The 14,047-nt window shown below is 67.9% G+C and carries 14 protein-coding genes; 8 read left to right on the forward strand and 6 right to left on the reverse strand.

What is annotated here, in order from left to right; translation table 11 throughout:
* The first annotated feature begins 2 nt into the window (after nucleotides 1-2).
* The 4 genes from NX02_RS12105 (at nucleotide 3) to NX02_RS12120 (ending at nucleotide 2,662) form a co-directional block, all read left to right on the forward strand.
* Nucleotides 3-758, forward strand: coding sequence for an SDR family oxidoreductase (locus NX02_RS12105; protein WP_025292454.1), 756 nt, complete (start codon nucleotides 3-5; stop codon nucleotides 756-758).
* Nucleotides 755-1,618, forward strand: coding sequence for an SDR family NAD(P)-dependent oxidoreductase (locus tag NX02_RS12110; RefSeq protein ID WP_025292455.1), 864 nt, complete (start codon nucleotides 755-757; stop codon nucleotides 1,616-1,618). The genes NX02_RS12105 and NX02_RS12110 overlap by 4 nt, the downstream gene beginning before the upstream one ends.
* A 61-nt stretch (nucleotides 1,619-1,679) precedes the next feature.
* Nucleotides 1,680-2,198: an Lrp/AsnC family transcriptional regulator gene (locus tag NX02_RS12115; RefSeq protein ID WP_025292456.1), complete on the forward strand. Its 519-nt coding sequence runs from the start codon at nucleotides 1,680-1,682 to the stop codon at nucleotides 2,196-2,198.
* Nucleotides 2,195-2,662, forward strand: coding sequence for an Lrp/AsnC family transcriptional regulator (locus NX02_RS12120; RefSeq protein WP_025292457.1), 468 nt, complete (start codon nucleotides 2,195-2,197; stop codon nucleotides 2,660-2,662). The genes NX02_RS12115 and NX02_RS12120 overlap by 4 nt, the downstream gene beginning before the upstream one ends.
* A gap of 60 nt (nucleotides 2,663-2,722) precedes the next feature.
* Here NX02_RS12120 and NX02_RS33110 read toward each other — a convergent pair whose 3' ends face one another.
* From NX02_RS33110 to NX02_RS12140, 5 genes are read right to left on the reverse strand one after another with little or no spacing between them, the layout of a single operon-like run.
* Nucleotides 2,723-2,899: a hypothetical protein gene (locus NX02_RS33110; protein WP_169787210.1), complete on the reverse strand. Its 177-nt coding sequence runs from the start codon at nucleotides 2,897-2,899 to the stop codon at nucleotides 2,723-2,725.
* Nucleotides 2,896-3,669, reverse strand: coding sequence for an MBL fold metallo-hydrolase (locus tag NX02_RS12125; protein ID WP_025292458.1), 774 nt, complete (start codon nucleotides 3,667-3,669; stop codon nucleotides 2,896-2,898). Before NX02_RS12125 ends, NX02_RS33110 begins: the two co-directional genes overlap by 4 nt.
* On the reverse strand, nucleotides 3,666-4,442 hold the full coding sequence (locus NX02_RS12130) for a TatD family hydrolase (protein ID WP_025292459.1): 777 nt from the start codon (nucleotides 4,440-4,442) through the stop codon (nucleotides 3,666-3,668). Before NX02_RS12130 ends, NX02_RS12125 begins: the two co-directional genes overlap by 4 nt.
* Nucleotides 4,442-6,007, reverse strand: a complete 1,566-nt coding sequence (metG, locus tag NX02_RS12135) for a methionine--tRNA ligase (protein WP_025292460.1) — start codon at nucleotides 6,005-6,007, stop codon at nucleotides 4,442-4,444. The genes NX02_RS12130 and metG overlap by 1 nt, the downstream gene beginning before the upstream one ends.
* A gap of 48 nt (nucleotides 6,008-6,055) precedes the next feature.
* Nucleotides 6,056-6,946, reverse strand: coding sequence for a LysR family transcriptional regulator (locus NX02_RS12140; protein WP_245648834.1), 891 nt, complete (start codon nucleotides 6,944-6,946; stop codon nucleotides 6,056-6,058).
* Between the two features lie 139 nt (nucleotides 6,947-7,085).
* On the opposite strand from NX02_RS12140, the gene NX02_RS12145 reads away from it, so the two are divergent.
* Entirely contained in the window at nucleotides 7,086-7,850 is a 765-nt protein-coding gene (locus NX02_RS12145) for an SDR family oxidoreductase (RefSeq protein ID WP_025292462.1), read from the forward strand.
* A 64-nt stretch (nucleotides 7,851-7,914) separates the two neighbouring features.
* Here NX02_RS12145 and NX02_RS12150 read toward each other — a convergent pair whose 3' ends face one another.
* The gene (locus NX02_RS12150; protein WP_245648835.1) at nucleotides 7,915-10,182 is read right to left on the reverse strand and encodes a hypothetical protein; all 2,268 of its coding nucleotides are present in this window, start codon (nucleotides 10,180-10,182) and stop codon (nucleotides 7,915-7,917) included.
* A gap of 135 nt (nucleotides 10,183-10,317) precedes the next feature.
* On the opposite strand from NX02_RS12150, the gene NX02_RS12155 reads away from it, so the two are divergent.
* Genes NX02_RS12155 through NX02_RS12165 form a run of 3 tightly spaced genes read left to right on the forward strand, consistent with a single transcriptional unit; the run spans nucleotide 10,318 to nucleotide 14,040 of the window.
* Nucleotides 10,318-11,925, forward strand: coding sequence for a glycoside hydrolase family 43 protein (locus NX02_RS12155; protein ID WP_025292464.1), 1,608 nt, complete (start codon nucleotides 10,318-10,320; stop codon nucleotides 11,923-11,925).
* Nucleotides 11,922-13,085: an endo-1,4-beta-xylanase gene (locus tag NX02_RS12160; protein WP_025292465.1), complete on the forward strand. Its 1,164-nt coding sequence runs from the start codon at nucleotides 11,922-11,924 to the stop codon at nucleotides 13,083-13,085. The genes NX02_RS12155 and NX02_RS12160 overlap by 4 nt, the downstream gene beginning before the upstream one ends.
* Before the next feature lie 55 nt (nucleotides 13,086-13,140).
* The gene (locus tag NX02_RS12165) at nucleotides 13,141-14,040 is read left to right on the forward strand and encodes a diacylglycerol/lipid kinase family protein (protein ID WP_025292466.1); all 900 of its coding nucleotides are present in this window, start codon (nucleotides 13,141-13,143) and stop codon (nucleotides 14,038-14,040) included.
* Nucleotides 14,041-14,047: the final 7 nt, after the last annotated feature.

Genomic DNA, 14,047 nt, shown 5'->3' on the forward strand with positions numbered 1-14,047 from the left:
GAATGGGGGATCTGGCCAATCTGGATGGCAAGGTGGCAATCGTCACCGGCGGCACGCGCGGCATCGGCCTTGCGATTGCGCGACGGCTGGCGGCGGCGGGCGCGAAGGTCACCGTCTGCGGGCGCAGCGCGCAGGCGATCGACGGGCTGGAGGTGGTCGCGTGCGACGTGCGCGATCCGGACGCAGCGCGCGCGATGGTGGATGCGGTGGCGGCGAAGCATGGCCGGCTCGACATTCTCGTCAACAACGCCGGCGGCTCGCCCGAGGCGCCGCTCGCGACCAGTTCGCCCCGCCTCGCCGAGCGGGTGGTGGCGCTCAACCTGATGGCGCCGATCTATCTGTCGCAGGCGGCGCATCCGCACATGCAGGCGACCGGCGGGTCGATCGTCAACATCGCCAGCGTCTCGGCGGAACGCCCCTCCCCCGGCACCGCCGCCTATTCGGCTGCGAAGGCCGGGCTGATCGCGCTCGGCCGCAGCCTCGCGCACGAATGGGGCCCGGCGATCAGGGTCAACGCGATCGTCGTCGGCTATATCGAGACCGAGGCGACCGAGGCCACCTATGGCGACGCCGCCGCACAGGCCGCCATCGCCCGCAACATCGGCGCGCAGCGGCTGGGCCGTGCCGGGGAGATCGCCGAGGCGACGCTGTTCCTCGCCTCGCCCGCTTCATCCTACGTCACCGGCGCCGCGCTCGACGTGCATGGCGGCGGCGAGCGCCCCCCTTTCCTCGACATCCTCAAGGAGCATTCGGCATGAGCAATGACAATCGCAAGGTCGCCGTCGTCACCGGCGCCAGCCGCGGCGCGGGCGCGGGCATCGCGCGGGCATTGGGCGCGGCGGGCTATGCCGTCTATGTCACCGGCCGCACCACCGTCGAAGGATCGGCGCCGCTGCCCGGCACGATCGGCGGCACCGCCCGCGCGATCGACGAAGCCGGCGGGCGTGGCATCGCCGTCGCGGTCGACCATCGCGACGACAGCGCGGTGAAGGCGCTGTTCGGCCAGATCGAGCGCGACGAGGGCCGGCTCGACATTCTCGTCAACAATGCCGCGATCATCGACGATGCGCTGATCCAGCCCGGCGGCTTCTGGGAACGGCCGCTGAGCCTGGTCGACATCCTCGATGTCGGGCTGCGCTCGGGCTATGTCGCCAGCTTCCACGCCGCGCCGCTGATGATCCGCACCGGCGGCGGGCTGATCGCCTTCACCTCCTCCTTCGGTTCGGCCTGCTACATGCACGGCCCCGCCTATGGCGCGCAAAAGGCCGGCGTCGACAAGTTCGCCGCCGACATGGGCGTCGACCTGAAGGAAGCGGACGTGGCGGCGGTCTCGATCTGGATGGGGCCGCTCAAGACCGAGCGGACCGACAAGGCGATCGCCGAGCGCCCCGATCAATATGAGGCGATCATGGCCAATGCCGAGACGCCGGAATTCACCGGCCGGGTCATCGCCGCGATCCATGCCGATCCCGATCGCATGGCACTGACCGGGCAGACCTTGATCGGTGCCGAGATGGGCGAGCGTTACGGCATCGTCGATGCCGGCGACAAGCAGCCCCCCTCGTTCCGCGCGATGCTGGGCGAGCCCCGCATTCCCCACCCCGCGATTGTTCGCTAAGGAGATCGGCCGCGATCAGGCGGGGCTGTGGGGAAGCACAGAGACAGGAACGGAAAAAGACGTGGCGATACGACGGACAAAGAAGACAGTGGAACCGGCGGCCACCCCGCAGCGCGTCTCCGCACCGCCCGCCGATCTCGAACCGATCGACGAAAAGATCATCGCCGCGCTGCGCCAGTCCGGCCGCATCGCCAACCGCGACTTGGCGCGGCTGATCGATGTCAATGAAGCGACGGTGCGCACCCGGCTGCGCAAGCTGGAAGCCAATAATACCGTGCGCGTTGTGGCGATGCGCGACCTCACCGCGATGGGCTTCAACGCCATCGCCGCGGTGGGCGTGCAGGTGAAGGGCCGCTCCGCCGCGCAGGTCGGCGCCGAGCTCGCCCGGCTCGAAAATGTCATCACCGTCAACGTGACGATCGGCATGTATGACCTGGAGGTCCAGGTCGTCGCCGCCGACATCGAGGAACTCGACCGGCTGCTCACCGACTCGATCGCGAACGTCGAGGGCGTAGAGCGGCTGTTCCCCGGCCTTTCGATGAAGATCCTCAAATACAATCCCGAATGGGCGCCGCTATGACCCGCATCCCGCTCGACGAGCTCGACCACAAGATCATCGACCGGCTGAGCCATGACGCCCGCGTCAGCAACCGCGAGATCGGCCGCGAATTCGGCCTGACCGAAGGCACGATCCGATCGCGCCTGAAGCGCCTGCTCGACAACAAGGTGATCCGCGTCGCGGCGGTGACCAACGCCAACCGCCTGAAGAACCCGTTCCTCGCCTATCTGTGGATCGAGGCGAACACCGCGGGCGACATCCACGCGCTGGCGGAACATCTCGCATCGCTGCCCGAGATCGGCTTCGTCTCCACCATGCTCGGCCGTGCCGACGTGCTGGCGATGACGCTGGTGGAGGACGGCAACCAGCTCACCGAATTCCTCCACCAGACGATCGACAAGATCCCCGGCGTGCGGCGCGTGCGCTACAGCCTGGGGCAGAACTTCATCAAGCACGACTTCCGCTACTGCGTATTGGTGGATTGAGGGGCCGATCCCCTTGACCTGAATGTCCTCCGTTCGCCCCCCGGGGCGAACGGAGGGGCGTCAAATCCCGCCGCGCACCAGGCTGACGATGAAGAAACCCACCGCGAAGATCGCGACCCATGCGATCACCATCTTCAGCGTCTGCCCCATGGGCAGGCGTCGCGCGATCAGGCTGCTGCCGACGAGCACCAGCAACAGCAGCATATAGAGAAAATTGGCGGTCTGACCTTCGCTCATCGGACCTTGACAACCATCCCGTCATAACCCGGTTCCACGCCCGGCGGGAGCGTGGCGCACAATGTGCGATAATCCATCGACCAGTCCATATGCGTCAACACCGCGCGGCGCGGACCGGCCGCGGCGATGGCATCGAGCGTCAGTCCGAGGTGCGGATGCGTCGGATGCGGGCGGTGGCGCAGCGCATCGACGATCCAGATATCGACGTCTTGGAAGAGCCTGTTCATGGCCGGCGTGACGATGTGGAAGTCGGTGGAATAGCCGATCGCCACGCCGCCCGCCTCGAACCGGAACCCAGCCGAGGTGATCGAGCCGTGCGGCTGATCGACCACCTTGATGTCGATGTCGCCGATCCGCAGCGCGTCGGGCAGATCATGGCCTTGGACCGTTGGTGGATAGCCTTCCTTGCCGTCGAACGCATAGCCGAAGCGCTGGCGCAGCGTTTCGAGCGTCGCGGCGCGGGCATAGGCCGTCACCGGCGCACCGCGGGCGTGGAAGAGCTGCCGCAGGTCGTCGATGCCATGGCAATGATCGGCATGGTCATGCGTCCACAGCACCGCATCGACATCGGCGACATCGGCCGAGAGCAACTGCTCGCGCATGTCGGGCGAGGTGTCGACGAGGATCCGGGTGGTCGCGCTCTCGACCAGGATCGAAGCACGGCGGCGGCGGTTGCGCGGTTCAGTGGGGTCGCAATCGCCCCAGTCATTGCCGATGCGCGGCACGCCCGAGGAGGTGCCGCTGCCGAGGATCACCGCCCGCAGGCTCAAGCGCGCGCCTTCGTGAACAGCCGGTAGAAATTGGCGGTGGTCGTTGCCGCCAGATCCTCGATGCGCTCGCCGCGCAGATTGGCGAGGAAGCGCGCGGTGTCCGCTACGAAGGCGGGCTCGCCGGGCTTGCCGCGATGCGGCACCGGCGAAAGGAAAGGCGCGTCGGTCTCGACGAGCAGCCGGTCGGCGGGCAGCCGTGCTGCGGTTTCCTGCAGCGCGGCGGCGTTCTTGAAGGTCACGATCCCCGAGATCGAGATGAACAGGCCGAGGTCGAGCATCCTGTCCGCGAAACCACCGCTCGCGGTGAAGCAGTGGATCAGCGCCGGGAAGGCGCCCTTCCCCATCTCCTCGGCCAGGATCGCGGCAGTATCGTCCTCGGCGTCGCGGGTGTGGACGATCAGCGGCAGTCCGGTCTCGCGCGCGGCGGCGATGTGCGAGCGGAAGCTCGTCTTCTGCCGGTCGCGGTCGCTATGGTCGTAATAATAATCGAGCCCGGTCTCGCCGATGCCGATGACGCGCGGGTGCGCTGCGCGCGCGACCAGCTTGGCGGCGTCGATATCGGGATGCGCATCCGCCTCATGCGGGTGGATGCCGACCGACGCCCACACATCCGCCTCGCGCTCGGCGACCGCCAGCACATCGTCCCATTCGCGTTCGCGCGTCGAGATGTTGAGCATCGCCGAGACGCCCGCGCCGCGTGCGCGGTCGAGCGCCTCCTGCTGGTGCTCGGCGAGCCCCTTGTAGTTGAGGTGGCAGTGCGAATCGACGAGCATCAGGCGGCGTCCGCGGCAGGCATTTCCAGTTGCGGAAAGATAGGTGTCGGCGGCGCCAGCTTGAAGCCCGACGCCTGCAGCGCCTGATACCAGCCCGCTTCGGCGATGCCCGCGATCGTCCGGTCCGCGGCGGGAATACCGAGCTGGTCGAGCAGCTTCGCCGCCGACGCCGGGATCACCGGCTGGATCGCGATGGCGAGGTTGCGGATCGCCATCACCAAGGTCGCCAGCACGGTTTCCATCCGGGCGGGGTCGGTCTTGCGCAGCGCCCACGGCGCCTGCGCATCGACATATTGGTTGCCGGCCCACACCGCGCGCATCCACGCCTCGATCGCCTGCGAGATCGCCAGGTCCTCCCAGTGGCGCGGCATCTCGTCGAGCGTCGCCTGCGCCACCAGCATCGAGAATTCGGTGTCGGCGGGCTGCGGATCGTTGAGATCGGGCAGCCGGCCGTCGAGATTCTTGGCGATGAAGGAGAGCACACGCTGCGCGAGATTGCCGAAGCTCTTGGCGAGATCGGCATTGACGCGGGTGACGATCGCCTCGGGGCTGTAGCTGCCGTCGCTGCCGAAGGTCACCTCACGCAGCAGGAAATAGCGCAGGCCATCGACGCCGAAGCGCTGCGCGAGATCGAGCGGATCGGTGACGTTGCCGACCGACTTGGATTCCTTCTGCCCGCGATTGAGCAGGAAGCCGTGGCCGAACACCTGCCGCGGCAGCGGCAGGTTTGCCGACATCAGGAAGGCCGGCCAGTAGACGGTGTGGAAGCGGACGATATCCTTGCCGATGATGTGGACGTCGGCCGGCCAGAACCGCGCCATCCGTTCCGTGTCGTCGGGATAGCCGGCGCCGGTCAGATAGTTGGTCAGCGCATCGACCCAAACATACATCACATGGCCGTCCGCCCCCGGCACCTTCACGCCCCAGTCGAAGCTGGTGCGCGAGACCGACAGGTCCGAAAGCCCGCCCGAGACGAAGGCGATCATCTCGTTGCGGCGGCTCTCCGGCCGGATGAAATCGGGCTGGTCGTTGAACAGCGCCAGCAACTTGTCCTGATAGCGCGAAAGGCGGAAGAACCAGCTTTCCTCGACCGTCCACTCGACGGGGGTGCCCTGCGGGCTCAGGCGGACGCCGCCCTCGCCCCCGACCAGTTCCTTCTCGTCGTAGAACGCCTCGTCGCGCACCGAGTACCAGCCCTCGTAGCGCCCGAGATAGAGATCGCCATTGGCTTCCATCGCGCGCCAGATCGCCTGGCTAGCGGCGTGGTGCGCGGGCTCGGTGGTGCGGATGAAACGATCATAGGAAATGTTGAGAGCGTCATCCATCTCACGGAAATAGCCGGACATTTCCGTCGCGAGATCGGCCACCTCCATGCCCTTGTCGCGCGCCGTCTGCGCCATCTTCAGGCCGTGCTCGTCGGTGCCGGTCATGAAGAACACGTCGCGCCCGGCGATGCGGCGCGAACGCGCGATCGCGTCGGTGGCGATCGCCTCATAGGCGTGGCCGATATGGGGGCGACCATTGGGATAGCTGATCGCGGTGGTGATATAGAATGGGTCGGACATGCCCCGCGCCTTATCGCCTCGCCGCGTCGCGGGGAAGGCTTGGCCTGCTCAAGATATCGGCGGATCCCAATAAGGCGGATTGCCGAAGCGGGCGCGGAGATGCTCGACGATCGCGCGCAGCTTGGCCGAGGGGTTCCGCCCGGCCGGATGCGCCATGTAGATGAACTCGGCCGCGGGCTGGACGCCGATGTCGATCGCGACGAGGCTGCCCGCGCGCATGGCCTCGCCAACGATGAACCCCGGCAGCAGCGCGATGCCGAGCCCGGCGATCGCCGCGTCGCGCAGCATGTCGCCGTTGTTGGAGCGCAGTGCCACCTGCGCGCGGACGGAGACGCCGCCTTCCGGCGTCTCGAACAGCCAGTCGGCGATGCCGCGATAAGCGTAGGACATGCTGCGATGCGCTTCGAGATCCTCGAGCGTCTTCGGCACGCCATGGCGATCGAGATAGTCGGGCGCGGCGACGAGGTAGCGCCGGCTGGGCGCGAGCGTCCACACGACGAGGCGCGAATCGCTGATCGGGCCGTGGCGGATGATCGCATCATAGCCGCCCGAGGTCGCATCGACGCGGCGATCGTCGAGGTCGAGCGTCAGTTCGATCGCCGGGTGCTCCGCGAGGAAGGGATAGAGCGCCGGCCCGAGATGCATGCGCCCGAAGGTCACCGGTGCCGCGATGCGCAACGCGCCAGACAGGGTGCCGCGACGCTCGGCCATGTCCGCCGCAGCCTCGGTCACTTCGTGGAGGATGTGGCGGGCGCGGTCGAGGAAGGCGCCGCCATCCTCGGTCAGGGTCAGCCGCCGCGTCGAGCGATGGACGAGCGCGCCGCCGAGGCTGCGTTCGAGATCGGCGAGCCTTTCGCTGACCACCGACTTGGAGAGGCGCAGCCGCCGCGCCGCCTCGCTGATCGATCCGCCCTCCGCCACCGCGACGAACGCGGCCAATCCCTCGATCCTCAACATCGTTCGGATTTCCGAAAACCAGTTCCCGAACTAGGTCACTACTCCGAACGACGTGCGTACGCCATCTTCGCAATCATCGACGGAACGGCAAAGGGCCGCCCCGCCGTTCAGGAGACATCCCATGGATCGGTTGAACAACAAGGTGGCGATCATCACCGGCGCAAGCTCGGGCATCGGTCGCGAAACGGCGCGTCTGTTCGCGTCCGAAGGCGCGAAGGTGGTGGTCGCGGCGCGGCGCGGTGCCGAACTCGACACGCTCGTCGCCGAGATCGAGGCGGCGGGTGGCGCGGCGATCGCGGTCGCCGGCGACGTGCGCTCGGAGGCGTTCCACGAAACGCTGGTGCGCACCGCGGTCGAGCAGTTCAGCCGCCTCGACATCGCCTTCAACAATGCCGGCACGCTCGGCGAGGGCGGCCCCTCGACTACCGTCAGCGAGGCGGGCTTCGCCGACACGGTGGCGATCAACCTCACCGCCGCCTTCCTCGCCGCCAAGCATCAGATCGCGCATATGGCGGCGCATGGCGGCGGATCGGTGATCTTCACCTCCACCTTCGTCGGCCACACCTTCGCCTTTCCGGGCGCCGCCGCCTATGCCGCGAGCAAATCCGGCCTGATCGGCCTCACCCAGGCGCTGGCCGCCGAGTTCGGCCCGCAGCAGGTGCGCGTCAACGCGATCCTGCCGGGCGCGGTCGACACAGATATGTATCGCGACATGAACGATACCGAGGAAAAGCGCGCCGCGCTGACCGCGATGCACGCGCTGAAGCGGGTCGGCACGCCCGAACAGATCGCCCGCTCGGTGCTGTATCTGGCGTCGGATGACGCGGCGTTCGTGACCGGCACGGCATCTCTGGTCGATGGCGGGATCTCGATCACGCGGAGTTGAATGGCGCCGTTCTGCGATTATCGATTTTTCCTCCCTGTGCTTTCCTCGGGGAGGAAAATTCAGTTCAGGGCAGCGGCTCGATCCCCTCGGCCCGCACCACCCAGCCCTGCTTCGGAACCCCCGGAGCGGCGCCTTCGGCGCCTTCCCACCCCGCCGCCATCATCCCGACGGCGAGCAGTAGCGAGCCGTTGGACGGGAAATAGGTATCCGCCATCCGCTTGTAGCCATCGCCATCGGGGCCGCCCCGCTCTTCCGGCGCCAGTTCCACGCGCGGCGTCATGCCCGTCGCGCCCCAGCGATTGTTGGCGGCATCTTCGAACAACCAACGCACCGCCGCCTCGCGCTCACCCAGCCGCGCGGCGGTCATCGCGATCATGGGGAAGTCCCAGCCCCAGGTCTGGCGGATGTCCCAATGCTTGCGCACCGCGGCCAACGTATCGCGCATTACCGGCGGTGAAACGCGGGTGCCGCCGATCAGCCCATAGGCCATCAGGAAGGAGGGATGGTCGCGGTTGAGGCAAGGCGGCTTCACCGCATTGCCGCTGCACGCCGCCGACATCGTATCCGTCCAGAAACCGGGCGAAGTCTCGACCGGGAGGTAGAGACCGTCGCGCACCGCAGGCGCGGGCAGCCCGGCGATCACCCGGTCCCAAGCCGGCTTGCGCGGCAGCCCGCGCCGTTCGCGCCACGCCTGCGCGGTCGCCAGCCCCCAGCGGAAATATTCGAGCTCGAACGCCGGATTGGTCGTGGTGAGCGGCGGATGATTCTCCTGCACAGGTACGATCGGCGGGCCGAGTTGCAGCCTGCCCTTTTCGCTCAGCGGCCAGGACGCGAGCAGTTCCGCCGTGGCCTCGACCAGCGCGCCATAGCGATCGAGCGCGGCCCGGCCGCCCTCCGCGCGGTAAAGCATCTCGGCCAGATAGATCGGGTGCGGCTGCTGCCACATGATGAAGGGGTTGATCGGGCTCGGGCTCTCCTCCCCCGCCGGCCCGGCCATCTTGGGCCACCACGCGCCCTCGACGCCATGGCGCTTCGCCCTGTCCCGCGCCTGATCCAGATGCGCGACATACCAGCCCATCGAGCGCTCGAGCAGCCCGGCACGGCCCCATTGCGCGAAATGCGCGGCGTGCCAGCCATGCATTTCGAGGTGGAACTTGCCGTTCCAGCTGTTGGAGAACAGCCCCTCTTCCTGCGGCAGCACGTCGCCCGCCTCGTTGATCGCGGCGAGATATTGCGACAGCACGACGCGGCGTTCGAGTTCGGCGGCGCGCGGATCGGTGCTGCCGCTGAAATCGATCGCCCCTCCCTTCGACCAATAGTCGCGCCACGCCGCAGCAACGCGCGCTGCCGCGGCGTCGTTGTCAGGCGCCGGCAGGGCCGCGGCCGCGCGCTCGAAGCCGGCGACGACATCCAGCCGGTCCTTGCCCGGCGCCGAGGCGCGGAAGCGGTGCGGCGCCACTGCCGTCACCCGCCCGCCCGGCGCCTGGATGCTCGCGCGATAGCGCGTGTCGTCGATCCGCCGGTCGATCTGCACCGCATCGCGCTGCTGCGCAACGACGGTGCTGATATGCCCGGCGCCCGCCGACCAGTCCGACGGATCGGGGTTGAGCTGGCGCGACACCCCCGGATAGCGCACGTCGATCGCCACCCGCCCCGCCGCGACCAGCGGCGAGATCACGCGCACGCGGACCAGATCGCGATCGGCGTCGACGCGCGTCTCCACCGTCACCGCTTGCCCGTCGAAACGGAAGCGGCTGGTGAGCGTGCCGGTCCACAGGTCGAGCTTCTGCTCGGTGCCGCTGAGCGCCTCGATCCGTGCGGGCTGCCCCTTGGCATCGGTCAGCACCAGCGCGACCCGGCCCAGCGAGAAGCGATGCGGGTTCTCGCGCAGCCAGGCGAGCGCCGGCCGCTGCTCGATCTCGGCGAAATCGCGGATGTAGGAATAGGGCTGCTTGCCGCGCCCGGGCACGTCGACCAGTTCCTCGCCGTCGCGGGCGGTATAGTCGCTGGGGTTGGCGAAGCTGTGCCACGCCCACTGCGCCATCGTCAGCAGCGGGGATTGCCTGGCATAGGCCTCGGGAAAGGTCTGCAGCCCGGTGATGTCGGCGGTGAAGCCGAGCGATCCGTTGCCGAGCATCACCGGCGCATGCGGATCGACCCTGGTCTGGATTACATCGTGGCGTGAAACGAGCGCGTGGCGATCGATCGGCGCGCCGGCGCCGCCCAGCAGGAACAGCGCTGCGGCAGCAAAGCAGGTTCCGGCGAGCGATCGAATGATAACGCTATCTTGGCTCCGCCCGGTTGCGCCGCCGCTGTTGCTCAATCCGATCATCCTTCTCCCCATCTTCGCGCCCGGCCGATTCTTGATTTGACGTCAACTGTCTCATCTAATAGCATATTATCCCACAAGTTGAGAAGATAAACCGACCCGGTTCGTGGGCACAACGCAAGAGGGGATTTTCGAGCGATGCGCACCATCTTGTTCGCCACCGCACTGGCCGTGATCGCTACCATGGCACCCGCCGAGCCGCCCGCCGCCGCTGGCGCGCGCTACGCCAACCCGATCCTGTTCGCCGACTATTCGGATCCGGACGTGATCCGCGTCGGCGCGGATTATTATCTCGTCTCGTCGAGCTTCCACCTCTCGCCGGGCATCCCCGTGCTGCATTCGCGTGACCTCGTGCACTGGCGGATCATCGGCCATGTGCTGCCGCGCCTGCCCTTCGGCCCGCTCTACGACATGCCGGGGCCACACACCCTCGACGACAGCATCTCCAAGCCGATCGGCGGCACCAAATATGCCAGCGGCGTATGGGCGCCCTCGATCCGCCACCATGACGGCCGCTTCTACGTCTATTGGGCGACGCCGGACGAGGGCGTGTTCATGGCGAGCGCAACCGACCCCGCCGGCCCGTGGACCGCGCCGGTGCAGGTGATCGCAGCGGCCGGGCTCGAAGACCCCTGCCCCTTCTGGGATGAGGACGGCACCGCATGGCTGGTCCATTCACGCGTCGGCGCGGGGCCGCTCATCCTCCACAGGATGAGCCCGGACGGCAAGACCGTGCTCGATGCCGGCATGACCATCGTCGAGGACAAGGCCGCGCTGCCGGTGCTCGAAGGCCCCAAGGTCTACAAGCGCGACGGCTGGTATTATATCTGGGCGCCGATCGGCGGCGTCTCGACCGGGCCGCAGGCGGTGATGCGCGCGCGGTCGATCCAGGGGCCCTACGAGCATCGCGTCGTGCTCAAGCCCGGCGGCCCGCTGAACCTCGCCGGGCCGCATCAGGGCGGCTGGGTGGAGACACCGGACGGCCAGGGCTGGTTCGTCCATTTCAACTCGACGGGCGCCTTCGGCCGCATCGTGCATCTGCAACCGGTGCGCTGGAGCGCGGACGGCTGGCCGATCGTCGGCGAAGCGGCGGCGGGCGAAACCGCGGGCGTGCCGGTCGCCTCTGGGCCGATGCCGGCGACCGCCGACCCCGTTCGCATCCAGGATGGCGACGAATTCGCCGACCGCACGCTCGGGCTGCAATGGGCGTGGAACCACAATCCCGACAACGCCGCGTGGAGCCTTGCCGAACGGCCGGGCTATCTGCGGCTGAAGGCCGGCCATGCCGAACATCTCGTCACCACGCGCAACACGCTCACGCAGATGCTGCAGGGGCCGAACATGCGTGTCACGGCGCGGATCGACGTGTCGGCGATGCGTGACGGCCAGCGCGGCGGGCTCGCGCTGTTCGGGGTGAAGCCGAGCTGGATCGGCGTGGTGCAGGCCGGCGGCAAGCGGCGCGTGACCCTGGCGTCGGAAGGTATCGAGACCCCCGCCGTGGCGCTGCCGGGCAAGACGATCGAATTGCGTGCCGAAGTCGGCACCGGGCAGCAGGTGCGCTACAGCTACAGCCTCGATGGCGGCCGCCGCTTCGTGCCGCTCGGCGATCCGATCCCGCTGGCCAAATTCTCCTGGTGGAAGGGATCGCGCCCGGCGCTGTTCAGCTTTACCCATGCGAAGGCGGGCAAGCGCGGCTGGATCGATGCCGACTGGTTCCGCGTCGAGGTGACGGAGGCGCGGCCATGATCCGGATCCGCCGCCGCGAGGCGATGTTGGGCGCCGGCGCGGTGCTCGCCGCCGGCGCCCTGCCCGCCTTCGCGCAGGACGAGGCCGCGGTCGCGCCGACGCCGGGGCTGCCGCTGGACGCGCTCGCGGTCGCCGCCGGCATGCGCTTCGGCTCGGCGATGGGCATCGGCAGCAGGAACGCGCCGCGCGGTTTCGGCGATGCGCGCTATCGTGCGGTGATGGCCGCCGAATGCGGCATCCTGACGCCCGAGAATGAGATGAAATGGTCGGTGATCCGCCGCAACGGGCCCGACGCCTGGGATTTTTCCGGCGCCGACCAGCTGATCGCCTTCGCCGAGCGCAACGGCATGGCATTCCGCGGCCACACCTTGCTGTGGAACCACCCGGACTATGCGCCGAAATGGTGGGACGCGCATGATTATGGCCAGCGTCCCGCCAGCGAGGCGGAACGGCTGATGGTCGAGCATGTCGATCGCGTCTGCACCCGCTATGGCCAGCGGATCGCCAGCTATGACGTCGTCAACGAGGCGATCGACCATAAGACCGGGCTGCTGCGCGAGACCGCGCTGTCGCGGCCGGTCGGCGCGCAGCAACTGATGGACATCGCCTTCCACGCCGCGCGCCGCGCGGCGCCGCATGCCGAGCTGGTCTACAACGACTATATGCTGTGGGAGCCGGGCGGCGAACTGCACCGCGCCAAGGTGCTCGACCTGCTGGAGGGGTTCCGCAAGCGCAACGTGCCGGTCGATGCGCTGGGCATCCAGGCGCATATCGGCGACCATGACCCGGACAAGGGCAGCGCCTTCGGCCTGCATGACGAGCACGCCTGGCGCGACTTCCTCGATCGCGTGACGGCGATGGGCTATAATCTGCTGATCACCGAGCTGGACGTCAGCGACAAGCGCCTGCCCGCCGACATCGAAACCCGCGACCGCGAAACGGCGCGCTACATGCGCGCCTTCCTCGACGCGTGCTTCGCCTATCCCCAGCTCAAGGATGTCATCGTCTGGGGGATGGCCGACGCCTATAGCTGGCATCAGGGCCTCACCCCGCGCGCCGACGGGCTGCGCAAGCGGCCCGGCCTCTATGACGAGGACTTCCGCCCGAAGCCGATGCGCGCCGCCCTGGCGGACGCGTTCAAGGCGCGCGCAACGCTGTAGCACCGCCCACGAGATTTCGTTGCGACCACGAAGCATTTCGTGCGTTGTCGGCGGCATGAACCAACCCAGCCCGGTGCCCAAGCGCGCGATCCTTGTCGTCAACGCCAAGTCGCGCAAGGGCCGCGAGATGTTCCGCCACGCCGTCGTGCGGCTCCGCGAGTCCGGGATCGAGGTGATCAAGGCCTATCCCGTCCGCAAACCGTCGAAGCTGCAGCCGACGATCGAAGAAGCGGTAAATTCGGGTGCGCCGATGGTGATCGTGGGGGGTGGAGACGGGTCGCTTTCCAGCTCGGTGGACTATTTCGTCGGCAAGGATTGCGTGTTCGCGTTGCTGCCGCTGGGCACGGCCAACAGCTTCGCGCGCGGGCTCGGCATCCCGCTCGACGTCGACAGCGCGATCGATGTGATCGCCAACGGCCGCCGCCGCCGCATCGATCTCGGCATGATCGACGATGACTATTACGCCAATTGCGCCGCGATCGGCGTGTCGCCGCTGATCGCCGAGACGGTGCCGCACAAGCTGAAGCGCGCGCTCGGCCGCGTCGGCTATCTGATGTGGGCAACCTATCAGATGACGCGCTTCCGCCCCTTCAAGTTGACGGTCGGCGACGGCCCGGATGCCGAGACGATCGACGCGTTGGAAGTCCGCATCGCCAACGGCCGCTACCATGGCGGCACCGAACTGGTGGAGGATGCCGAACTCGACAGCGGCGAGATCATCGTGCAGGCGGTGGTCGGCACCAAGAGCAGCACCCTGGCGTGGAGCTGGTTCACCAGCGTGGTGAAGATGCGCGCCCGCAAGAAAACCTATCGCGAATTCCGCGGCACCGCGATGCGCATCACGACCGACCCGCCGTTGCCGATCTCGATCGACGGCGAGGTGCTGGCGCATACGCCGGTAATGGCGAAGGTGGCCAAGGGCGTGATCGAGGTGGTGGCGCCGGCGGACGCCTGACTTGCGG

Source organism: Sphingomonas sanxanigenens DSM 19645 = NX02 (assembly GCF_000512205.2).
Lineage (GTDB): Bacteria > Pseudomonadota > Alphaproteobacteria > Sphingomonadales > Sphingomonadaceae > Sphingomonas_D > Sphingomonas_D sanxanigenens.